The organism is Micromonospora sp. NPDC003776 (genome assembly GCF_053605645.1).
On record NZ_JBSGJR010000026.1, the window covers coordinates 1 to 21,768 of the forward strand.

Below are 21,768 nucleotides of genomic sequence, written 5' to 3' on the forward strand. Positions count from 1 at the left end.
GGCGCCGCGCGGCGCCGGGTCCAGGTGCCGCGGGTGCGGGTCCGGATGGTCGAGCCGGGTCCACGGGTACTTCAGCATCGCCGCCCGGACCGCCGCGGTGAGGTCCAGGCCGGTGGTGGCCGCGCCGCGGATCTCGGTGCTGGTGACGATCCGGTACGACTGCGCGTTGCCCTCGAAGCCGTCCGGCAGCCCGAGGCGCTGCCGGGCCAGCCGGTCGAGGACCCGCTCGCCCAGGTGCCCGAAGGGCGGGTGGCCCAGGTCGTGGGCGAGGGCGGCGGCCTCCACCACGTCGGGGTCGCAGCCGCCCAGCATCTCCAGCAGGTCCCGGTGCGCCGGATCGGCGGTCAGCCGCTCGGCGATCGCCCGCGCCACCTGGGCGACCTTGAGGCTGTGGGTGAGCCGGTTGTGCACCAGCAGGCCGGAGCCGCCCGGGCTGATGACCTGGGTCACCCCGTTCAGCCGGGCGAAGAACGGCGACGCGACGATCCGGTCCCGGTCGGCCCGGAACGGGCTGGTGGCCAGGTCGCCCAGCGCCCGGGCGCTGCCGCCGAAGAGCCGCCGGGCCCGCGGATCCGCAGGTACGTCCATGATCGCCACGCTAGCGCAGCCGAGCGTCCGGCAGCGACGGGTCCGCCGCCCGGCGGGTGCGGCGTGCGCCGTCGGGGGCGGGCGGCACAATGCAGGGCGGAACCCACCCGAGAAGGCGGATCAAGATCGTGACCCAGTCTGTTCATCAGCGGATCGCCGAGGAGCTCGGCGTCGCCGAACGCCAGGTGCGGGCGGCCGTGGAGCTGCTCGACGGCGGTGCCACCGTGCCCTTCATCGCCCGCTACCGCAAGGAGGCCACCGGCCTGCTCGACGACGCGCAGCTGCGCACCCTCGAGGAGCGGCTGCGCTACCTGCGCGAGCTGGACGAGCGGCGCGCGGCGGTGCTGGAGTCCATCCGCGGCCAGGGCAAGCTCGACGAGGCCCTGGAAGCGCAGATCATGGCCGCCGACTCGAAGTCCCGGCTGGAGGACATTTACCTGCCGTACAAGCCGAAGCGACGGACCCGGGCGCAGATCGCCCGCGAGGCCGGCCTGGAGCCGCTGGCCGACACGCTGCTCGCCGATCCGGCGCAGGACCCTCGGGGCACGGCCGCGAGCTTCGTGGACGCGGAGAAGGGGGTGGCCGACGCCGCCGCCGCGTTGGAGGGCGCGCGGGCCATCCTCATCGAGCGGTTCGCCGAGGACGCCGACCTGATCGGCACGCTGCGGGAGCAGATGTGGTCGCGGGGCCGGCTCGTCTCCCGGGTACGCGAGGGCCAGGAGAGCGCCGGCGCCAAGTTCGCCGACTACTTCGACTTCGCCGAGCCGTACCCCAAGCTCCCCTCGCACCGGATCCTCGCCATGTTCCGGGGCGAGAAGGAGGGCGTGCTCGACCTGACCATGGATCCGGAGGCCGAGGGCGACGTCGACGCCGTGGTCACCGGCCCGACCCGCTACGAGGCGGCGATCGCCGGCCGGTTCGGGATCAGCGACCAGGGCCGCCCGGCCGACCGGTGGCTGGCCGACACGGTGCGCTGGGCCTGGCGTACCCGGATCCTCATCCACCTCGGCGCCGACCTGCGGATGCGGCTCTGGCAGGCGGCCGAGGAGGAGGCCGTCCGGGTCTTCGCCACCAACCTGCGGGACCTGCTGCTCGCCGCGCCCGCCGGCGCCCGGCCCACCATGGGGCTGGACCCGGGCCTGCGCACCGGCGTGAAGGTGGCCGTGGTCGACGCCACCGGCAAGGTGGTCGCCACCGACACCATCTACCCGCACGAGCCGCGCCGCCAGTGGGACGCCGCCCTCGCCACCCTGGCCGCCCTGGCCGCGGCGCACGGCGTGGAGCTGGTGGCGATCGGCAACGGCACCGCCAGCCGGGAGACCGACAAGCTCGCCGGGGACCTGATCAAGCGGCACCCGGAGCTGAAGCTGACCAAGGTGGTGGTCTCCGAGGCCGGCGCGTCGGTCTACTCCGCCTCCGCGTACGCCTCGCAGGAGCTGCCCGGGCTGGACGTGTCGCTGCGCGGGGCGGTCTCCATCGCCCGCCGCCTCCAGGACCCCCTGGCCGAGCTGGTGAAGATCGACCCGCGCTCGATCGGCGTCGGGCAGTACCAGCACGACCTGTCCGAGGTGAAGCTGTCCCGCTCGCTCGACGCGGTCGTCGAGGACTGCGTCAACGCGGTCGGCGTGGACGTCAACACCGCCTCCGCCCCGCTGCTCACCCGGGTCTCCGGGATCGGCGCCGGGCTGGCCGAGAACATCGTGCTGCACCGGGACGCCAACGGGCCGTTCCGCACCCGGGCCGAGCTGAAGAAGGTGCCCCGGCTCGGGCCGAAGGCGTTCGAGCAGTGCGCCGGCTTCCTGCGCATCCCCGGCGGCGACGACCCGCTGGACTCCTCCAGCGTCCACCCGGAGGCGTACCCGGTGGTCCGCCGGATCCTCGCCAACACCGGGCAGGACCTGCGTTCGCTGATCGGGAAGTCGGCGATCCTCCGCGGGCTACGGGCCACCGACTTCGTCGACGACACGTTCGGCCTGCCCACCGTCACCGACATCCTCGCCGAGCTGGAGAAGCCGGGCCGGGACCCGCGTCCCGAGTTCCGGACGGCCACCTTCGTCGAGGGGGTGGAGAAGATCAGCGACCTGACCCCCGGCATGGTGCTGGAGGGTGTGGTCACCAACGTGGCGGCGTTCGGCGCGTTCGTCGACGTCGGCGTCCACCAGGACGGCCTCGTGCACGTCTCCGCCATGTCGCACACCTTCGTCAAGGACCCACGCGACGTGGTGAAGTCCGGCGACGTGGTCCGGGTCCGGGTGCTCGACGTCGACGTACCCCGCAAGCGGATCTCGCTGACCCTGCGGCTGGACGACGAGGCCCCGGCGGCCGGCGGCCGTGCGCCGGGCGGTGACGGGCGCCGGGAGCGCGGCGGCGCGGTGCGCGGCGACCAGCGCGGCGGCGGCCAGCGGGACCGGGGCGACGCCGGCCGGCGCGGTGACGGCCAGGGCGGCGGGCCGCGCGGCGGCCAGGGCGGGGACCGGGGCTCGCGCGGCGGGCCGCAGCAGCGGCCGGCGCGCGGGGCAGCGGCCCCGGCCAACAGCGCGATGGCGGACGCGCTCCGCCGCGCCGGCCTGGCCTGACAGGCACGGCCCTCGGGGGCCCGCGTGCGGGCCTCCGAGGGCACCTCGGCGACGCTGTCGAGCTGATGTCGCAGACGACTCAGCCCGACAGCGGGTCGGGGGAAGACGTCCGGGTCGGGGTGCGGCCCGGCGAGGGTTCCCGACCGGACCGCCCGCCCGGACGGGACGATCCGGCGTGCGCGGCGCCGGGCCGCGTACCGTGTCGGGCGTGGTGGACGACGGGCTGGACTGGCGGGAGCGGCAGCGCCGGGCGGTGCGGGCACACGCCGAGGCCGACGCGCGGCAACGCGCGGCCGAGCAGGCCGAAGCGGCGAAGCTGGTGGCGCGGTTCGCCGCCGAGGCGACCCGACGCGGCCTGCACACCAGCCGCCTCACCGCCGCGCCCTACGACGGGCGGGGCCGCTACCGCACCCACCTGACCGGCTGGTACGTCGACCGGGCCCGGACCCGGGCGGTGGACCCCGCGGGACGCTTCTACCTGTTGATCGTGCCGGCCAGTCTCCGGTCGCGGCTGCTCGGTGCCCGGCCGGAGCCCTCACCGCCGCCGCTGGTGGTGGGCCGGGGCGGGCGCGACGGCGAGTCCCTGCCGCTGGCGACCCTGCTCAGCCTGCGGCTCGAGGCGGGCGACGACTGGCGCTGACCGGCGCCGGCTCGCGGTCGGCCCGCTGCCGGGGCACGTTCCCGCCGGTGCGCCGCTCCACCCGCCGCCACCAGCACACCTGCACCACCAGGGTGAGCAGGCCGGCCAGCACGATCGCGGCCAGGTTGATCACCAGCTGGAGAGCGGATCCGGCCGCCTCGGGCCAGACCCCGTACGCGGCCGCGACCGCCACGTTCGCCGCCGCCGGCACGGTGGTCACCGAGATCAGCACCCCGACCAGGGATCCGGACTTCTTCGAGGTCAGCGAGAGCATGCCGGCGACCCCGGCCAGGATGCCCACCACCCAGGAGAGCGCGTCCGGACGCCAGATGAAGTCGGTCAGCGGCCGGTCGGCGAGCAGCATGTCCCGGCTGACCAGGCCGGCGGCGGTCAACGCCCAGGTGCTCAGCACCGTGACGCCCATCGCGACCAGGAAGCCGACCGTGAGGGCCTTGAGCGAGCGGCCGATGACCTGCGGCTGCCGGCGCAGCAGGGCGACGGAGAGCGCGGCGAGCGGCCCGAACTCCGGGCCGACCACCATCGCGCCGACGATCAGGATCGGCTGGTCCAGCAGCACCCCGACGCCGGCGATCATGGTGGCCACGATGATCAGCGCCAGGAACGTGCCGGTGAGCACGGTCTGCTCGCCGGTCTTCGCGGCGATCTCGTCCCAGACCACGGCGTCCTCGCCGTGGCCGGGTGCCTCCTCGGCGGCCCGGTCGGCGGCCGCCGACAGGGTCAGCTCCACGTCGTCGGCGGCGATCGCCCCGTGCGCCTCGACGCCCATCTCCTGCAGCTGGCGCAGCACGCCGTCGGCGCTCTCCCGGACCACGTCGCAGGTGATGTAGTCCCCCGCCGGCTGGCGAGCCACCCCGGGCAGCACCACGAGGTGGGTGACACCGGGGTCGGCCGCGAGCAGCTCGACGACCGCGTCCGACTGCTCTGCGGGTGCGATCACCCGGAGGTGCAACATGCCTGCTCCCGAGGGGTGCCTCCGCCGTCCGCCAGCCGGTACGGCCGGCAGAACTCTACCCGTCGACGGCGGCGGGTCGCCGGGCGTGCGGGGGCCCGGCGCCGGTCAGCGGACGTCCGCCCAGAGCGCCTTCAACGAGTCCGGCAGGTCGTACCCGGGGGCCCAGCCGAATGCCCGGGCGGCCCGGGACACGTCCGCGCACATCCACGGGACCGCCGCCGAGCGGGTGGCCGTCGGCGAGAACTCCCCGTCGCGGAGCTCGCCGGTGAACCCGGCGACGTGCGCGAGCAGCCGGACGGCGTGGCGGGTCGGTACCGCCCGGCCACTGCCCACGTTGAAGACCCGCTCGGACAGTGCGGCGGCCAGGACGGCCGCCCGCACCGCGGACGCAACGTCCCGGACGTCCACGAAATCCCGGTACGAGTCGAGCAACCCCATCGCGACGTGCCCCTCGCCCCGGGCCAGAGCCTGCCGCAGCAGCATCGCCGCCCGGCCGAGCGCACTGGTGCGGGGCGACCCCGGCCCCACCGGGTTGAACACCCGCAGCACCACGGCGTCGACCCGCCCGGTGGCACCGGCCAGCTCGGCCAGCCGGGTGCCGGCCAGCTGGCTCACGCCGTACTCGCTGATCGGGACGGCGGGGTGATCCTCGCGGACCGCGACCCCGGGCGGCACCACGCCGTACTCGGCGGCCGACCCGAGCCGGACCAGCCGCGCGTCGGGCGCACCGGCGGCCACTGCCTCGACCAGCTTGGCGGTCACCATGGTCTGGGCGCCCACCATCTCGTACCCGCTGCCGGCCGAGCGGCCGGCGCAGTTGACCACGGCGTCGGGGCGTACGTCGCGGACCAGTGCGGCCAGCCGCGCCACCCCGATCCCGACGAGATCGCATTCCCGGCGGTCCGGGCAGACGAGGTCCGCGTACGGCGCGAGCGCCACGCGGACATGCCGGCCGATGAAGCCGGACCCCCCGAAGAGCAGGACCCTCACCGGGGCGCGTCGCCCGGTCCGCTCGACGCCGCGCCCGCGGCGACCGGCGCGGGCGCGCCACGGAACTCCTGCCACGGCACGCTGTCCGGCACGGTGATCCCCTCCCGGCGTACCACCACCCGCACCGTCTCGGCGAGGATGCGCAGGTCGAGGGCCAGCGAGCGGTTGTTTACGTACCACACGTCGTACCGGAACTTCTCGGCCCAGCTCAGCGAGTTCCGGCCGCGGACCTGGGCCAGCCCGGTGAGTCCCGGGCGCACCTCGTGGCGGCGCGCCTGCTCGGGCGTGTACATCTCCAGATGCTGGACCAGAAGCGGGCGGGGACCGACCAGGCTCATCTCGCCGCGCAGGACGTTCCAGAGTTCCGGCAGCTCGTCCAGGCTGCTCGCCCGCAGCCACCGGCCGACCCGGGTCAACCGGTCCTCGCCGGTGACCAGGCCGCGGGTGGGATCGGCCTCGAGCAGGGTACGGAACTTCACCACCTCGAAGAGTTCTCCGTGGCGGCCGGGCCGCACCTGCCGGAACAGGATGGGCCGGCCGAGCGCCACCAGCACCACGACGGCGACGACCAGCATGACCGGCGACGCGAGGAGCAGGGCGAGTGCGGCGCCCACGACGTCCACGACTCGCTTGATCCGTTCGTAGCGGCGCTGGCGGCGGCTCATCGTGAGCGGCATCCACGTCTCCCTCGGTCAGGCGGTACGGCCACCCCCGGCCAGGGCGGTCCCCCTCGCCCGGCAAACCACGTTTACCGGATGAAGTTCCTGGTAGACGGCTTTTTCGCCGATCCAGGGTCCCGTGTCGCGACGGCAGCGACCTGACCGGTATGTGCCTCGTTGTTCGGTTCAGTGCCCCGATGTGGAAGGACACCGAACGATGTACCGAGCCGAGGCGTGCCACGGTCTCGCGAGCGGGTGCCGATGCGGATAGTTCGGGTGAGCTACCGGGTGCCGCCGCTCCCCGGCGGGCTGGAACGGCACGTCGACTGCCTGACCCGCGAACAGGTCGCGCGTGGGCACCGGGTGGCGGTGATGTTCCGCCACGGGACGGCGGTGCCACCCGGCGCGCAACGGTTGCCGCTGGCGCGTACCGCCCTGTCCCGGGCCTCCTCCCTCGCCTCCGCCCGGCTCGGTTTCGCGGCGGCGGCGGCCCGCGCGGTGCGGGCCCTGCCCCGGCCGGACCTGCTGCACCAGCACGGCGACCACCTCGAGGTGGCGGCGCTCGGCCCCACCTGCCGCCGGCTCGGCATTCCGCTGGTCCTGACCGTCCACGGCGGACTCTCCACGACGTGGCCGCACCCTCGCCTGGCCCGGGCGGCGTTCCGTCTCGTCGACGCCTTCGTGGCCCTGGGCGCCACGCCCGCCGCGGATCTCCGTGAGCGCGGGGTGGAACCCGCTCGGATCCACACCATGTCCAGCGGCCTCGACCTGTCCGCCCTGGCTCGGATCGAACCCATCGACCGGGAGCCGGGCCTGCTCGTGAGCGTCGGGGCGCTCGACCCGGTGAAGCACCACGACCTGCTGATAGCGGCGTTCCACGAACTCCGGCGCAGCCGGCCCGGGCTACGGCTCGTCGTGGTGGGCGACGGCCCGGAGCGGTCCAGGCTGACGCAACTGGCCGCTGGCGCGCCGGTCGAGTTCGTCGGCCGGCTCGCCCGCGACCAGGTCTACCGGCTCGTCGGCCGCGCCGAGTTGTTCGTCCTGGCGTCCCGGCGACTGGCGGGCAAGGCGGAAGGCGTGCCGACGGCAGCCCTGGAGGCGCTCGCGCTCGGCACCCCCGTGGTGGTGTCCTCGGACGCGTCGCTCGATCCGGTGGTCACCGACGGGGCCGCGTACCGCACCTTCCGCTCCGGCTCGGTCAGCGAGTTGGTGGAGGTCGTCCGGACGCTGCTGGACGACCGGCCGGGCCGCTGGCGGATGGCGGCGCTGGGCGCGCAGGCGGCCCAGTCGCTGGGCTGGCCGATGGTCGCCGAGCGGATCGACGAGGTGTACCGGACGGTGCTGCCGCGTCGGCACGCACTCACCTGATCCCGTCCGAACGGTCGTCACGGCGGCCGTCCTTCCGAATCAACGCAGGAGGCTGGCGTGAGTCGAGAGTCGGCGAGGCCCGGCACGGTAACGATCGCCGCATCGGCGGACCGGTCAGACCCCCGTCCACGACTCGCGTACGTCATCCCCCACCTGTCGGCGGAGGAATCAGATCACTTCGCCCACATACCCGGACTGCTCGCCGCCCTGGGCGCCGACGTCGATGTCGCTGCGGTCGTCGAGCGCGGCGATCCTCCCGCGCGCCTCGACGGGGTCCGCCTGCTGATCCGGGTTCCGGGCCGGGGCAGGCTCGGACGCATCGCCGGTACGGCGAGGACGGTGCACCGGTGCGCCCGGGCGGGCTACCGGACGTACTTCCTCCGATACTCGCGCTTGTTCGTGGCGGTGCTGATCCTCACCTATCCGATCTACCGGCATCGGATCCTGATGTGGCGGAGCGGCACGGCTGACCTGCTCGAGCCGGGACGACGCAGACCGCTCGGCGCGCGATTCGAGAATGCCGTCAACTGGCTGACCGCGCGGCTGGTGCACAACTTCGTCACCGGCCCGGAGACCATGGTCACCGTCATGGCGAGCCGGTGGAACGTGCCGCGACAGAAGATGCGGCTGCTCTACAACGACGTCGACGCGGAACGCTTCGTCCCGCTGTCCCCCGAAGTGCGCGCCACCGTTCGCGCCCGACGTGGCTGGGGCGAGAAGGACTTCGTCCTGCTGTACGTTCACCGGTTGTCGCACCGCAGAGGCACCCGGCTCCTCGCCCCGATCCTCAATGCTCTCCTCGGCACCGCCGACAGCGGCGCCGCATCCGTCCGGCTGGTCGTCGCCGGGGACGGGCCTGATCGGTCCCGGCTGGAGCGGGAGGCGGACGATCCCGCCCTGGATGGCCGGATGCAGGTACTGGGCGCTGTGCCGAATCGGGACCTCCCCGCCCTCTACGCCGCTGCCGACTGCCTGGTCATGCCCAGCTACGAGGAGGGGTTCCCGCGGGTACTGCTGGAGGCGATGGCGACGGCGACCCCGATTGTGACCACCGATGCCGGGGGATCCGCCGACGTCGTCGGCACCGACTACCCCTACGTCGCACGAGTCGGTGATCTGGACGGACTCGTCAGCCACGTGCGGGCGCTGATGGCCGTTTCCGATGCGGAGCGACAGCAGCTCGGCTGGCGACTGCGTCACCGCGCCGAGCGCGAGTACTCCCCACAGCGGGCGGCGGCGATGTTGGCGGAACTGCTGTGACGCCCGTATCCGTCCTCCTCGTCGGGTCGAGCCGGTTCGGCGCCGACCTCACCGAGAACATGAACGTCCGCGTCGCCCGTTCCGTCGCCGAGCGACTCGGCGGCCGCTACGACATCATCGTCCCCTGTGACGGGGCGCCTCCGGCCGAGACAGTCCTCGGGCCGGTACGCGTACATCGCCTTCCGCACACGTCACGGGCCGGCTATGTGCGCGCCGCCCGACGACAACTCGATCGCCTGGTCGCGGACCGGGAGCCACCCGGGATCGGGTCATCCGGCGAGAGCCTGGTCCTGGTGTCGTCCGATCCGCTGGCCGCGATCGCCGTGGAATGGTCGAAGGCCAGACGAGCGCTTCCTCACCTGTTCGAGTTGCACGGCGAGATCGTCACTCCGGCCCGTGGCTACGGAGGTCCTGCCCGGCGCCGTCTGCTGGCGGCGGTGACCCGCTCGGTGGTCCGCCGCGCGTCCGGCGTCCGTGTCGTGGGCCAGCGGCTCAAGGAACAGATCGGCCCGATCGCGCGAGGTCCGGTGGCCGTCATCGGTTCCCGGGTCGACACGACGATGTTCCAGCCCGTCGCTGACCACCGCGGTCCGCGGTTGGACGCGGTGATGGTGGGCAGCCTCGTCCCGGTCAAGAACCACGCCACCGTGCTGCACGCCTGGGCGCGGGTCGCCGGTCATTTCTCCGACGCGCGGCTCGCCATCGCCGGCGAGGGACGGTCCCGGCCCGAGCTTGAGTCACTGATCTCCGCCCTCGGTCTGCACCGGAACGTCGAACTGCTCGGCGCCGTCCCGTACCGGGAGATACCGCTCCTCCTCGCCCGGGCGCGCCTCTTCCTGCACCCCTCCTGGTCGGAGGGTCAACCGCGCGCCGTACTGGAGGGGATGGCCTGCGGCATGCCGGTGATCTGCAGCGACATCCCGGCCCACCGTGACATCGTGTCGGGCGGTACCGGGAGCCTCGTCCCGGCGGGCGACGCCGATGGCTGGGCGACTGCGATCACCCATCTTCTCCACCAGCCCACCGCAGCAGCCGTGATGGGGCGGCGAGCCCGCGCACGAGTGCTTGAGCATCACGAGTTCGAGGCCAACATGGAGCAGATCGCCCGCTTTGTCACGCGAGTGGCGAATACCGGAAAGGAGATGAGTGATGCGCCGGCCAACCACGTATGAAGGCTTCGGGCTCACCCGCAACGCCGCCGGGACGACAGCGGCTCCGTCCGCGCGGGCCGTCTCGCTCCGGGTGCCGCCCGGTCTCGCCACGGCAGCGAACCGGGCGAGCTGGGCGGTGCTCGTGCTCGGGACCGGACTGGCAGCCGGAGCCATCGGCGGGTCCGGACGGACAGAACTCGTCGCAGCCGCCGCGCTGGCCATCGTCGCATTCCTGTTCGTGCTCACCGCGCCGGTCGGCCTGATCATTCTCACCTGGTGCATCGGAGCACTGGTCAGCCCGTCGAACCTGCCGAGACTGGCCACCATCTCCGGTGTCGAGCTCTATCTCGGCGACCTGCTGCTGGTGGTGTCGGCCATCGCCGCGCTGCGGCACCTGGCCAGGAAGCGGCGCAGTGCGCCGATTTACGGAGCACCGGTCGTCCTGACCGCCTCCATCGTGGCGCTGGGCCTGGTCACCAGTGATGTCAGCGGCCGGCTGAGTCTGCTCCGGGTCTTTCTGCCGGTCATCGCCGGGCTCGTCATCGGCCTCGCCCTCCCCGGCGGCGACGACCTGTGGCGGGTGGCACGCTGGGTCTTCCCCGCACTGATCATCACGGTGCCGCTGGTCGGCGGGATGTCCACTCCTCGGTGGAGCGGATTGGCGGGAGGATCGAACGAGACAGCGCTGATCGCGGCGATCACCCTCGTCCTCGGGGTTGCCCAGCGAAGCCGGGCGGCCAAGGTGCTGCTGCTGAGCATCGGCCTGGCCGGGCTGATCGGCGCCAAGGGGATAACTGCCCTGCTGGCCGCGCTCGTCGGCATCGCGGTTCTGCGTAGGGCGCATGCGTCGAGGTGGGCGTCGCACCTGGCCCGCTTCGCTCGCTCCGTACCGGTCGCGGTTCTGGCAGCGGCGGCTCTCCTGCTGATTCCCGTGGTCCGCCCCGATGTGCTGACGACGGTGCGGGAGCATGTGCGGCAGGCAGCCGGGTTCAGCCAGGCGTACGGCAACCAGGGGAACCTGCTCGTCGGGACGTCCTGGTCCAAGGAGGACGACCGCGCCTTCGCCGACACCGCCGTCAAGGGGTTGCACAACACGTACCTCGACATCACGCTTTTTCTCGGCCTGTTCGGGATACTCCTCTTCCTCTTGCTGCTCTATGCCGTGATATGGCGAGCCGATGCCCTCACCCGTGCTGTCGCCTGCGTGGTTGCCGTCTGGTTCAACACCATCGGAGCGTTCCCGGGCCCCGGCTGGGGCGTCCTGGGCCTGGTGATCGGCGCGACGCTGGCAGAGCGCACATACGCCGCCCGCGCACGGAGGACGGCCGCCGCCGGCGGCAGTGCGTGGGAATTCTCAGGGCTGGGGCATCACGAGGAGCTGCCGGTAGCGCGCGACCGCAACCGCCGCGCTGGCATTCTCGACCACGTAGCGCCGGCCGGCCGCCCCATACCGCTGTCGAAGGGAACGTGACCGGGCGAGCCGCCCGAACGCGTCCGCCATCTCGTCCAGGGTCCCGCAGACCAGACCGGCACCGGCAGCGTCGACGATGGCCGACTCGTCGACGGCCCGGTTGGCCACCACGGGCAGACCCGCCGCGAAGCACTGCATGATCTTGATGCTCATCCGCCCGGGCGGTAGGACGAGCGTCCGCAGGTAGGCGCCGACATCGAAGGTGCCCACGTGGTTCATGACCTCGGCGGCCCGGACGTAGCCGGTCAGCGTCAGCCAATCGAATCGATCCGCCAGCCGGGCGACGCCCGCGGTCGGCGTGCCGACCAGGCACAGCCGCAGGTTGGCGCCGCGCTCGCGGGCGATCCGGACCGCGTCGACCAGGAGGTCGACGTCGTCGAGCCCGGCGCGAGGGCGGGCACCGCCGTCCGCGGCGACGGTCAGTGAGGGCGCGTGGTAGCCGACCACCACCTCACCCGGCCGGGCGTACCGGTGGCGCAGCCGGGCCGCGACGGTTCGGTCGGCCGGCTCGGCGACCGGCTGCGGGATGACCGCGATGGGCTTGGTGACGCCCGCCGAGCGGAAGATCTCCCTGGCCCGAGCGGTGGTCACCACGAGCGCCCGGACCTGCGGCAACTGGAGGAGGCGGACCTCCTCCGCGCTGAACACGGGATCGTCGAGGTCGACGATGGCGCTGTCCGGGCGTCGCCACGACGGCAACTGCCGCAGGTCGACGGTGAGGAGCAGCCGGTGCCGGCGCGCCAGGCGTGGCAGCACGAGCGGATAGATGAGCTCCCGGTCCGTCCGCCGCCAGAGCCGGAACTCGGCTCCGCGAATGAGCCGATTGCGGCTCAGCATTACCCGGTAGGGCCGGACGAACGGCGCGAGCAGCGGCACGAGTTGTTCGTAACGCACGTTGTTGTGCTGCGGGAACCAATAGCTGAAGAACGCGGCCGCAGCCGATTCCGCCGATCCGCGCCGCTGGCCGGGGATATTTTCGCGTGACCTCATCAGGCGCCATGATGCCACAATCGCAATCCATGGGAGCAGGGAAAATACGGGTTGCGGCTTCGTGTCGAGCCTATGATTGTCCGAGCATCACACGATGTTCACCATCGCCCCGGAAAACGTGAGGGCGGAACCTGATTCTATGACAAAGAAATTGATGCCGAAAAATGCTTGGGGGTAGCACGGATGTCGACATCGACCAGGGGTGGGTCGCTGACCGCGATGGCGGCTCGGGCGCGGGCGAACGTACGGCGCCGGGTGGTCCGGCACACGGTGGTCGACCGTTACCAGCGGGCGAGGGTCAACCGGCTGCTGCCCGCGCTCCGCGAGCTGGAGCCGGACATCCTGGCCGCCAGAGTGGAGTTGGCCGGAGTGCACGCGGAGTACGTGAGCCGGGTCTCCACCGCCAAGATGGCGATGTCCCTGGAATCCGCGGCGTTTCTGACCGCGTACTGCCGGCGGGCCGGGGTGTCCCGCGTGCTCGACCTCGGATCGGGCTTCAGCTCCCTGGTCTTCCGCCGCTGTGGCGTACCGGAGGTGGTCTCGGTCGACGATCATGACGGCTGGCTCGAGGCGACCCGCGACTACCTTGAGCACAGCGGCCACCCCGGCGGCGAGCTGATGCCCTGGCGCGACGTCGACCGGCTCGACCCGGCCCGCTTCGACCTCGTCTTCCACGACCTCGGATCGATGGCCACCCGACGCGCGGCGCTGCCCCGGGTCCTGCGTCTGGTCACCGACGCGGGCGTGGTGTTCCTGGACGACGTGCACAAGCCCGACTACCGCCGGGCGGCCGAGGCCGAGGTCCGCCGGGCCGGCCGGCGCTGGGTGTCGCTGGCCGCGTTCACCCGCGACCACCTCGACCGGTACGCCGCCATCGCGGTGCCGCCGGGGCCGGCGTCCTGAGGTGCGGCGGTGCCGCGACCGGCCACCGGTCCGCCGGTGGCCCGGTCGCGGCACTAGCTGCGTTCCGCGGCCAGTTGCGGGACCTCCTGCCGCCGGCGCGGCTCCGGCCGCCGCAGCAGGTCGCGCCGCCCGGCCAGCCAGATCCAGAAAGCGCCGAGCCCGGCCGCCACCGCGACCGCCGCTCCGGCGATGCCGAGGCTGGCCCCGTGGACGTCCGACGCGAGGCGGGGAATCGCGAACGCGGCGACGATCGTCGGAATCGACTCGCCAGCCACCGACGCCAGCCGCAGCCCGGGTCGCCCCACCGCCAGCGGCAGCACCTTGGACCAGACGATGAGCATGCGGATCGCGCCGGCGACCACGAACAGGATCGCCACCGCGGAGACCGCCTCGTACTGCCGGCCGTAGGTCAGACCGAGCGCCGGGCGCATGAGCAGGACGCCGGCCGCCACCGAGAGCACCGCCACGGGAAGGATCAGGCGCAGCAGCTTCCCGACGAGGCGGCGTACCTGATCACCCTCCCCCGCCGCGGCCAGCGCCGCCAGGCGCGGAAAGGCCTGCGCCGAGATGGGGCTGCACAGGGCCAACAGGATTCGTCCGGGTGCCCCGGCGATCCGGAGGACGGCCACGAGTTCGGGGCCTCCGCCGAGGCCGGCCACCGTCAGCATCCCGCTCTCCGTGCCCGCCGCGAGGGAGGCCGAGAGGGACGAACCGACGATGAAGCGGAGCAGCCCGGGCGGCAGCGCGCGTTGCGCGCCGCCGAGAGGGGCGCGGAGCGCGCGCAGTCCGAGGTGCCGGACGCAGTACGGAAGCAGCAGCGCCACCTGGACGGCCGCGCCGATCGCCGCCCCCGCCAGGTAACCGGCCGCGCCGAAGCGCAGCGTGGCCACCGCCGTGACGCCGGCCGTGGCGAGGGATCCGATGAAACTCAGCCGGCCCAGGCTGGCCAGCCCACCCGTGACCGCGAATCCCGCGCCCAGCGTGCCCAGGGCACAACCGAGACCGACGGCGGAGAGCGCGAGGGCGAGGAACTCCGGGCGGCATGCGCTGATGGCGGGATAGCCGTTCGCCCACCAGAGCGTCCAGGCCAGGGCGAGGACGCCGAGCCCCATCGCCACGTCCCAGCGAAGGAGGCGCCAGAAGAAGGCTCTCGCCCGGGCCTCCGACTCGCCCCGCAACAGCGGCACGTACCGCTGGACCGCGTCCTCGAACCGGGGGTCGAGGACCAGGAAGATCAGCACGGCGACGGACTGCGCGAAGGCCACCTGGCCAACCTCGGCCAACGGGACGGTGCGGGCGAGGAGCACCGTCGTCAGGAGCGAGAGGACCGACGACAGCTGACTGTTGACCGACAGCCAGGAGAACTCGCGGAAGGACCTGGTGCGCAGGCGGGACCAGATCGCCCGCGCCGACGCGGTCACCCCGGCCACGACGCCGCCCGCGGCTGCGCCGCCGTCGGGGGCCGGACGCCGTCGGTCACGAGGGCGCTCCGGCCAACTCCGCGTAGAGCTCCTCGAACCACACGGCGGTGGCCGAGAGGTCGTCGAGGTCCGTGTTCCGGGCGCCCGCCCGCAGCCGCGCGGGGACGGGGGGACGCAGGCAGACCACGGTGTAGTCGACCCTGCCCTTGGGGGCGAGGCGCAGCCGCTCGGCGAGCAGCACCTCGGCCCCACCGAGGCTGAGGCTCTTGATGACCTCGCACACCTGGAGCCGGTTCCGGCCGCTGGCCGGCTTCACGGGAGGGTGACCGCGGACATCCGGCTCGGCAGGACGTGCGCCTCGAACCATTCCACGGTGGCGCGCAGCCCCTTGGCCATCGGAGCCGGCGCCACGTCGGGGAAGAGTTCCCGCAGGAGGCGGTTGTCGGCAGCGGAGTGCCGGACGTCGCCGGGTCGGGTGTGGGTGAACTGCCGCTCGATCGGGCGGCCCAGGATCGATTCCAGTTCGGCGAGGACCTCCAGCAGGTCGATCCGCGTGCCGAAGGCCAGGTTCACCGGGTGCGGGTGGTGCACCGACCGCCGCACCGCGTCCAGGAGCACCGCGCAGAGGGTGTCCACGTAGGTGAAGTCGCGGGACTGCCGCCCGTCGCCGTGGAGCAGCACCGCCTCCCCGCTCAGCGCGGCGTGCACGAACCGCGGGATGACCGCCGCGTAGGCGTGGTCGTGCCGCTGGCCCGGGCCGTACACGTTGAAGAGCCGGAAGGCGAGGGTGGGCAGGTCGAACGAGGCCTGGTAGGCGAGCGCGTACGCCTCCGTCGCCAGCTTGCTGCTGGCGTAGGGACTCAACGGGCTGGTCCAGGTGAGTTCGCTCTTCGGCAGTACGGGGTTCGCGCCGTAGACGGAGGAGGACGACGCGACGACGACGTGACCGACCTCGTGTCGCCGCGCCGCCTCCAGCACCCGGAGCGTGCCGGTGGCGTTGGCGTCGTGCGACGAGATCGGATCGTTGATCGAGCGCGGAACGCTGGCCAACGCGGCGAGGTGCACCACCGAGTCACAGCGGGACATGGCCCGGTCCAGGGCGGCGTCGTCGAGGATCGAGGCCGCCACCAGGTCGACGTCGAGGCCGTCGAGGTTCGCTGCCGAGCCGGTGGAGAAGTCGTCGATGACCCGTACGTCCGTGACCGACGAGTCGAGCAGGGCGGCGCGGACCAGGTTCGCGCCGATGAATCCTGCCCCGCCGGTGACCAACAGTCGCATGCTTCGCTACCTCTCTACGGCGTCAGCGACCGCGGAGGCGGCCGCCGGGGCGACACCTGAGGCAACGAGAAAATCCGGACGAAGTTACGTAAAGGTGATATTCCGGGCAAAGGCTCTGCCCGGTGGCTCCGCAGCCGGGGCGCCTTGGCCGAGAGGCGGGTCGGCCGGCACGTCCAGTGACATTCAGTCACATCCGCTCGTTCATTGTCCAGTAGTGTCCGGTTTCGGCACCCAGATCGGAACAGCCCATGACGAACGGTAAGCGCCCCTTGCGGCTGGTGGCGACGACCACGATCCCCGAGACCGCGTCCTCCTTCCTGCACGGCCAGCTGCGCTGGCTGGCCCGCCACGACGTCCAGGTGCACCTGGTCTCCTCCCCCGGGCCGGTGCTCGACCGAGTCGCCGCCCGGGAGGGGGTCATGGCGCACGGCCTGCCGATGCGGCGGGAGTTCGCACCGGTCGCCGACCTACGCTCGCTGGGGCGGTGGCTGTTGCTGCTCCGGCGGATCCGGCCGGACGTGATCTCGTGCGGTACGCCCAAGGCCGGCCTGCTCGCCGGGCTGGCCGGCGTCATCCTGCGGGTGCCCCGGCGGGTGTACATCCTCCGCGGCCTCCGCTACGAGGGTGCGCACGGCCTGCGCCGGACCGTCCTGCGCATGCTCGAACGGCTGGCCTGCGCCAGCGCGCACGTCGTCGTGGCGGTGAGCCCCAGTCTCGCGGCGGTGGTGACCCGATCCGGGGTGGCCCCGTCGCACAAGGTCCTGGTGATCGGCGACGGCAGCAGCAACGGCGTGGACGGCCGGCGGTTCCGGCGGCCGACCCGGGCCGAGCGGGCCGCGGCGCGGGCCGCGATCGGGCTGCCACCGGACGCCTTCGTCGTGGGCTTCGTCGGTCGCCTGGCCCTCGACAAGGGGTTGGCCTGCCTCGAGGAGGCGTTCGCCGAGCTGCGCCGGCGCGTGCCGGCCGCCCGGCTCGTGCTCGTCGGTGAGCAGGATGCGCCGCCGTGCCCGGCTGCGCGCCGGCTGCCGGCCCAGCCCGGCGTGCACGCGCTCGGCGGCGTGGACGACCCGCTCCGGCGGTACGCCGCGATCGACGTCCTGTGCCTGCCGACCCGGCGGGAGGGCTTTCCCAACGTGGTGCTGGAGGCGGCGGCCTGCGGCATTCCCGCGGTGACCACCCGGGCGACCGGCGCGATCGACTCCGTGGTGGACGGCGAGACCGGCCTGCTCGTTCCGGTCGACGACGCCGCGACACTCGCCCGGGCGCTGTGGCTGCTGGGCATCGACCCGGACTGGCGGACCTGCCTGGGCGAGAAGGCGCGACAGCGCGCGCTGCGGGACTTCCATCCGACCCGGATCTGGCGCGGCCTGCTGACCGCCTACGGGTTGCCGGGGTCGGGAGGCCCGGTCGACGATGCCGACGACGGACTGGTGCAGGCCGCCCCGGCCCGGTGACCGGGGGCCGCGGCGGGCCGAAACGCCGGCCGCCGGCGGGCCCGCGTACCGCGCCGGCCGGCGGGGAGGAGGCATTCCGGTACGCCCGCCGGGCCGCCCGCCGATGTGGTGAGCTGTACCGGTGGCGGGCTACGTGTTCGGGCTGGTCCTGCACCCGACCAGGGACGTTGCCGAGGTGGTCGGGATCATCGAGCGGTGGGCGGCCCAGCACGGCAAGACCCTGGCCGTCCGGGCCGAGGACCGGCACCGGGTCCCGCCGTCGGTGCAGCTGGTCCCCGCTGACCAGCTCGCCGCCCGGTCGGACGCGCTGATCAGCATCGGCGGCGACGGCACCATGCTGGGCGCGCTGCGCTCCGCGATCCGGGACCCGAAGCCGGTGCTCGGCGTGCACCTCGGCCGGCTCGGTTTCCTGGTCGAGGTCGAGCCGCCGGAGCTGCCCCGGGCGCTGGAGCGGCTGGTGATGCACGACTTCACCGTCGAGTCGCACGCCTGCCTCGCCTGCGACGTGTGCGGCGACGACGTGGTCGCGTTCAACGACATCGCACTGGTCCGCCATCCGGGCGCCGGCTTCGTCACCGCCACCCTCGCGGTCGACGGGCAACGCTACGGCTACTACCGCTGCGACGCGCTGGTGGTGAGCACGCCGACCGGTTCGACGGCGTACAGCTACGCGGCGGGCGGGCCGTTGATCTCCCCGGCCACCCAGGCGGTGGTGGTGACCCCGTCGGCGCCGATGGCCGGGATCTCCCGGTCCGTGGTGCTCTCCCCCGACGAGACCGTCCACCTGGAGCTGCGGCCCGACTCGGCGCCCGTGGCGGTGGAGATGGACGGGCTGGTCATCCGGGAGGCGGCCACCGAGGGCGCGGTGCACGTCCGGTACGTCCGGGACGCCGGGCTGGTGGTGCGCCTCGACCCGCGCCGCTACCAGGAACGCAACCAGCTCAAGCTGAGCCTGCTCGACCTGCCGCTGCTCCCCGACCAGCTGCGGGAACTGCTGCCGGACGGACTGCGGGAGCAGCTCAACCGCCGGGAGCTGCCCCCGCCCCGCTGACCGTCACGCCGTGGCGAGCACCCCGTCGACCAACGCCTTGGCCTCCTCCTGGATCCGGGCGAGGTGCTCCGGCCCCTGGAACGACTCGGCGTAGATCTTGTAGACGTCCTCGGTGCCGGACGGCCGGGCGGCGAACCACCCCGATTCGGTGCTGACCTTCAGGCCGCCGATCGAGGCGCCGTTGCCGGGCGCGGTGGTGAGGATCGCGGTGATCGGCTCGCCGGCCAGTTCGGTCGCGGTCACCTGCTCCGGGGACAGCTTGCCGAGGACGGCCTTCTGCTCGCGGCTGGCCGGGGCGTCGATCCGGGCGTACGCGGGGGCGCCGAAGCGCTCGGCCAGCTCGGCCCAGTGCTGGCTGGGGGTCTTCCCGGTGACCGCGATGATCTCCGAGGCGAGCAGGCAGAGCAGGATGCCGTCCTTGTCGGTGGTCCAGGTGCTCCCGTCCCGGCGCAGGAAGGAGGCGCCGGCGCTCTCCTCGCCACCGAAGCCGACCGCGCCGTCGAGCAGGCCCGGGACGAACCACTTGAAGCCGACCGGCACCTCCAGCAGCGGCTGGCCGAGGTCGGCGGCGACCCGGTCGATCATGGAGGAGGAGACCAGGGTCTTGCCGACCGCCGCCAACGGGCCCCACTGGTCCCGGGTACGGAACAGGTGGCCGATCGCCACGGCCAGGTAGTGGTTGGGGTTCATCAGGCCGCCGTCGGGGGTGACGATGCCGTGCCGGTCGGCGTCGGCGTCGTTGCCGGTGGAGACCTGGAACCGGTCGCGGGCGGCGATCAGCGACGCCATCGCGTTCGGCGAGGAGCAGTCCATCCGGATCTTGCCGTCCCCGTCGAGGGTCATGAAGCGCCAGGTCGGGTCGACGGTCGGGTTGATCACCGTCAGGTCGAGACGGTGCCGCTCGGCGATCTCGCCCCAGTAGGCCACGCTCGCCCCGCCCATCGGGTCGGCGCCGATCCGCACCCCGGCGGCGCGGATCGCGTCGACGTCCAGCACCGCGGGCAGATCGTCGACGTACCGGGCGAGAAAGTCGTACGTCCCGGTGGTGTCGGCGGCGCGGGCCCGCGCGTACGGGACGCGCTTCACCTCCTTGAGCCCGGCGGCGAGGATGGCGTTCGCGCGGTCCTGGATCCACTTCGTGACGTCGGTGTCCGCCGGCCCGCCGTTGGTGGGGTTGTACTTGAACCCACCGTCGGACGGGGGGTTGTGCGACGGGGTGATCACGATGCCGTCGGCGAGCCCGCCGGTGCGGCCGCGGTTGTGGGTGAGGATCGCGTGCGACAGCGCCGGGGTGGGGGTGTAGCCGTCCCGGCTGTCCCGCAGCACCGTGACGTCGTTGGCGGCGAGCACCTCCAGCGCGCTGGCCTCGGCGGGGGCGGAGAGGGCGTGGGTGTCCCGGGCGAGGAAGAGCGGCCCGTCCAGGCCCTGCTCGCGGCGGTAGTCGCAGAGCGCCTGGGTGACCGCGAGGATGTGGTCCTCGTTGAAGGCGTTGCGCAGGCTGGACCCCCGGTGCCCGGACGTGCCGAAGGAGACCTGCTGCGCCGGGTCGGCCGGGTCGGGGTGCTCGGCGTAGTAGGCGGTCACCAGCCGGGGCACGTCGACCAGGTCGGCGGGCTCGGCGGGCTGGCCGGCGCGGGGGTGGGCCACTGCGGGATCCTCCTCGGGTACGGGCGGTCAGAGCTCGACGCGCTGACCCTTGCCGATCACGACGATGCCGTTGTCGGAGACGGTGTAGCGCTGCCGGTCCTTCTCGAGGTCGACGCCGATCTCGGCGCCCTCGGGAACGTAGACGTTCTTGTCCAGGATGGCCCGGCGGACGACCGCGTGTCGGCCGATCTCGACACCCTCCATGAGCACCGCGCTGTCCACGTGCGCCCAGGAGTGGACCTTCACCCGCGGCGACACGATCGAGTTCTCCACCAGCGAGCCGGAGATCACCGAGCCGGGCGACACCATCGAGGCCACCGCGCGGCCGACCCGCTCCCCCCAGGCGTGCACGAACTTGGCCGGCGGGTACGGCGGCTGGTTGCTGTAGATCGGCCAGTCGAAGTTGTAGAGGTTGAACACCGGGTGGACGTTGATGAGATCCATGTGGGCGTCGTAGAAGGAGTCGAGGGTCCCGACGTCCCGCCAGTAGCCGCGGTCCCGGTCGGTGCTGCCGGGGACCTCGTTGTCCTTGAAGTCGTAGACGTTGGCCTCGCCCCGCTCGACCAACATCGGGATGATGCTGCCGCCCATGTCGTGCTTGCTGGTCTTGTCCTCCGCGTCGCGCTCGACCGCCTCGCAGAGCGCCTTCGTGCTGAAGACGTAGTTGCCCATCGAGGCGTAGATCTGGTCGGGCGCGTCGGGCAGGCCGACCGCGTCGGTGGGCTTCTCGCGGAACGCGCGGATCCGCCGGCCGTCCGCGCCGACCTCGATCACACCGAACTGGTCGGCCGTCGACAGCGGCTGGCGGATGCCGGCCACGGTCACCCCGGCGCCGGAGGCGATGTGGTCCTCCACCATCTGCCGGGGGTCCATCCGGTAGATGTGGTCCGCGCCGAAGACGATCACGTGGTCCGGCTGCTCGTCGTTGATCAGGTTGAAGCTCTGGTAGATCGCGTCGGCCGAGCCGGCGAACCACCACGGGCCGCGGCGCTGCTGCGCCGGCACCGGGGTGACGTAGTTGCCGAGCATGGTCGACATCCGCCACGTCTTGGAGATGTGGCGGTCCAGCGAGTGGGACTTGTACTGGGTCAGCACGACGATCTTGAGAAAGCCGGCGTTCGCCAGGTTGGAGAGGACGAAGTCGACCATGCGGTACATCCCGCCGAAGGGGACGGCCGGCTTCGCGCGGTCGGTGGTGAGGGGCATCAGGCGCTTGCCCTCCCCGCCGGCCAGGACGATCGCGAGCACCTTGGCAGCCATGCCCAGACGCTATCCATCCCGCCCCGACTTCACCACTCGTACGGGCACAGTTCCGCACCGGGTGCGGGGCGCGCTTCTGCACTAGGGT

19 protein-coding genes are annotated in these 21,768 nt (G+C 72.9%); 9 read left to right on the forward strand and 10 right to left on the reverse strand.

Annotation, left to right across the window (positions count from 1 at the left end; genetic code table 11):
- Positions 1-588: dGTP triphosphohydrolase (gene dgt, locus ACWEVO_RS04555; RefSeq protein ID WP_452306182.1), on the reverse strand; the 588-nt coding region annotated here is incomplete at its 3' end.
- Positions 589-677: 89 nt separating this feature from the next.
- Here dgt and ACWEVO_RS04560 point away from each other — a divergent pair.
- Complete coding sequence (locus tag ACWEVO_RS04560) at positions 678-3,164, forward strand: Tex family protein (protein WP_452306183.1); 2,487 nt, start codon at positions 678-680, stop codon at positions 3,162-3,164.
- 208 nt (positions 3,165-3,372) lie between these two features.
- The gene (locus ACWEVO_RS04565; protein WP_452306184.1) at positions 3,373-3,804 is read left to right on the forward strand and encodes a hypothetical protein; all 432 of its coding nucleotides are present in this window, start codon (positions 3,373-3,375) and stop codon (positions 3,802-3,804) included.
- Here ACWEVO_RS04565 and ACWEVO_RS04570 read toward each other — a convergent pair.
- The 3 genes from ACWEVO_RS04570 to ACWEVO_RS04580 all read right to left on the reverse strand — a co-directional run bounded on the left by ACWEVO_RS04570 (position 3,767) and on the right by ACWEVO_RS04580 (position 6,444).
- Entirely contained in the window at positions 3,767-4,777 is a 1,011-nt protein-coding gene (locus tag ACWEVO_RS04570; RefSeq protein ID WP_452306185.1) for a DUF389 domain-containing protein, read from the reverse strand. The two genes, ACWEVO_RS04565 and ACWEVO_RS04570, sit on opposite strands and share 38 nt — an antisense overlap.
- Positions 4,778-4,882: 105 nt before the next feature.
- The gene (locus tag ACWEVO_RS04575) at positions 4,883-5,767 is read right to left on the reverse strand and encodes an NAD-dependent epimerase/dehydratase family protein (RefSeq protein ID WP_452306186.1); all 885 of its coding nucleotides are present in this window, start codon (positions 5,765-5,767) and stop codon (positions 4,883-4,885) included.
- On the reverse strand, positions 5,764-6,444 hold the full coding sequence (locus ACWEVO_RS04580) for a sugar transferase (RefSeq protein WP_452306187.1): 681 nt from the start codon (positions 6,442-6,444) through the stop codon (positions 5,764-5,766). The genes ACWEVO_RS04575 and ACWEVO_RS04580 overlap by 4 nt, the downstream gene beginning before the upstream one ends.
- A 258-nt stretch (positions 6,445-6,702) precedes the next feature.
- On the opposite strand from ACWEVO_RS04580, the gene ACWEVO_RS04585 reads away from it, so the two are divergent.
- Genes ACWEVO_RS04585 through ACWEVO_RS04600 form a run of 4 tightly spaced genes read left to right on the forward strand, consistent with a single transcriptional unit; the run spans position 6,703 to position 11,676 of the window.
- Entirely contained in the window at positions 6,703-7,794 is a 1,092-nt protein-coding gene (locus ACWEVO_RS04585) for a glycosyltransferase family 4 protein (protein WP_452306188.1), read from the forward strand.
- A gap of 57 nt (positions 7,795-7,851) precedes the next feature.
- Positions 7,852-9,054, forward strand: coding sequence for a glycosyltransferase family 4 protein (locus tag ACWEVO_RS04590; protein WP_452306189.1), 1,203 nt, complete (start codon positions 7,852-7,854; stop codon positions 9,052-9,054).
- Positions 9,055-9,113: 59 nt separating this feature from the next.
- Positions 9,114-10,226 carry a glycosyltransferase family 4 protein gene (locus ACWEVO_RS04595; protein ID WP_452306190.1) on the forward strand — a complete coding sequence of 371 codons (1,113 nt, stop codon included), beginning with the start codon at positions 9,114-9,116 and terminating at the stop codon, positions 10,224-10,226.
- Complete coding sequence (locus tag ACWEVO_RS04600; RefSeq protein WP_452306191.1) at positions 10,204-11,676, forward strand: hypothetical protein; 1,473 nt, start codon at positions 10,204-10,206, stop codon at positions 11,674-11,676. The genes ACWEVO_RS04595 and ACWEVO_RS04600 overlap by 23 nt, the downstream gene beginning before the upstream one ends.
- Here ACWEVO_RS04600 and ACWEVO_RS04605 read toward each other — a convergent pair.
- Positions 11,560-12,666 carry a glycosyltransferase gene (locus tag ACWEVO_RS04605; RefSeq protein ID WP_452306192.1) on the reverse strand — a complete coding sequence of 369 codons (1,107 nt, stop codon included), beginning with the start codon at positions 12,664-12,666 and terminating at the stop codon, positions 11,560-11,562. The two genes, ACWEVO_RS04600 and ACWEVO_RS04605, sit on opposite strands and share 117 nt — an antisense overlap.
- A 183-nt stretch (positions 12,667-12,849) precedes the next feature.
- Here ACWEVO_RS04605 and ACWEVO_RS04610 point away from each other — a divergent pair, with 183 nt between their 5' ends.
- Complete coding sequence (locus ACWEVO_RS04610) at positions 12,850-13,569, forward strand: hypothetical protein (RefSeq protein ID WP_452306193.1); 720 nt, start codon at positions 12,850-12,852, stop codon at positions 13,567-13,569.
- 53 nt (positions 13,570-13,622) lie between these two features.
- Here the strand turns inward: ACWEVO_RS04610 and ACWEVO_RS04615 are convergent, their stop codons facing one another.
- The 3 genes from ACWEVO_RS04615 to ACWEVO_RS04625 are packed head-to-tail and all read right to left on the reverse strand — an operon-like array spanning position 13,623 to position 16,268.
- Positions 13,623-14,990: a lipopolysaccharide biosynthesis protein gene (locus ACWEVO_RS04615; protein ID WP_452306194.1), complete on the reverse strand. Its 1,368-nt coding sequence runs from the start codon at positions 14,988-14,990 to the stop codon at positions 13,623-13,625.
- A gap of 55 nt (positions 14,991-15,045) precedes the next feature.
- On the reverse strand, positions 15,046-15,306 hold the full coding sequence (locus ACWEVO_RS04620; RefSeq protein WP_452306195.1) for a hypothetical protein: 261 nt from the start codon (positions 15,304-15,306) through the stop codon (positions 15,046-15,048).
- Positions 15,303-16,268, reverse strand: coding sequence for an NAD-dependent epimerase/dehydratase family protein (locus tag ACWEVO_RS04625; RefSeq protein WP_452306196.1), 966 nt, complete (start codon positions 16,266-16,268; stop codon positions 15,303-15,305). Before ACWEVO_RS04625 ends, ACWEVO_RS04620 begins: the two co-directional genes overlap by 4 nt.
- A gap of 248 nt (positions 16,269-16,516) precedes the next feature.
- Between ACWEVO_RS04625 and ACWEVO_RS04630 the strand changes: the two genes are divergently transcribed.
- Complete coding sequence (locus ACWEVO_RS04630; protein WP_452306197.1) at positions 16,517-17,722, forward strand: glycosyltransferase family 4 protein; 1,206 nt, start codon at positions 16,517-16,519, stop codon at positions 17,720-17,722.
- A gap of 121 nt (positions 17,723-17,843) precedes the next feature.
- Positions 17,844-18,773 (forward strand): NAD(+)/NADH kinase, encoded by a 930-nt coding sequence (locus tag ACWEVO_RS04635; protein ID WP_452306198.1) that lies wholly within the window; start codon positions 17,844-17,846, stop codon positions 18,771-18,773.
- Positions 18,774-18,776: 3 nt separating this feature from the next.
- Here ACWEVO_RS04635 and pgm read toward each other — a convergent pair whose 3' ends face one another.
- Positions 18,777-20,420: a phosphoglucomutase (alpha-D-glucose-1,6-bisphosphate-dependent) gene (gene pgm, locus ACWEVO_RS04640; protein WP_452306199.1), complete on the reverse strand. Its 1,644-nt coding sequence runs from the start codon at positions 20,418-20,420 to the stop codon at positions 18,777-18,779.
- Positions 20,421-20,447: 27 nt separating this feature from the next.
- Positions 20,448-21,680 (reverse strand): glucose-1-phosphate adenylyltransferase, encoded by a 1,233-nt coding sequence (gene glgC / locus ACWEVO_RS04645; RefSeq protein WP_452306200.1) that lies wholly within the window; start codon positions 21,678-21,680, stop codon positions 20,448-20,450.
- Positions 21,681-21,768 lie beyond the last annotated feature (88 nt).

Coding starts and splice junctions, on each gene's coding strand:
- ACWEVO_RS04570 (WP_452306185.1), bottom strand. CDS start 4,777: ATGTTGCACCTCCGGGTGATCGCACCCGCAGAGCAGTCGGACGCGGTC.
- ACWEVO_RS04560 (WP_452306183.1), top strand. CDS start 678: ATGCAGGGCGGAACCCACCCGAGAAGGCGGATCAAGATCGTGACCCAG.
- ACWEVO_RS04610 (WP_452306193.1), top strand. CDS start 12,850: ATGTCGACATCGACCAGGGGTGGGTCGCTGACCGCGATGGCGGCTCGG.
- ACWEVO_RS04595 (WP_452306190.1), top strand. CDS start 9,114: ATGAACGTCCGCGTCGCCCGTTCCGTCGCCGAGCGACTCGGCGGCCGC.
- ACWEVO_RS04580 (WP_452306187.1), bottom strand. CDS start 6,444: ATGCCGCTCACGATGAGCCGCCGCCAGCGCCGCTACGAACGGATCAAG.
- glgC (WP_452306200.1), bottom strand. CDS start 21,680: ATGGCTGCCAAGGTGCTCGCGATCGTCCTGGCCGGCGGGGAGGGCAAG.
- ACWEVO_RS04600 (WP_452306191.1), top strand. CDS start 10,204: ATGCGCCGGCCAACCACGTATGAAGGCTTCGGGCTCACCCGCAACGCC.
- ACWEVO_RS04625 (WP_452306196.1), bottom strand. CDS start 16,268: ATGCGACTGTTGGTCACCGGCGGGGCAGGATTCATCGGCGCGAACCTG.
- ACWEVO_RS04630 (WP_452306197.1), top strand. CDS start 16,517: ATGACGAACGGTAAGCGCCCCTTGCGGCTGGTGGCGACGACCACGATC.
- ACWEVO_RS04605 (WP_452306192.1), bottom strand. CDS start 12,666: ATGAGGTCACGCGAAAATATCCCCGGCCAGCGGCGCGGATCGGCGGAA.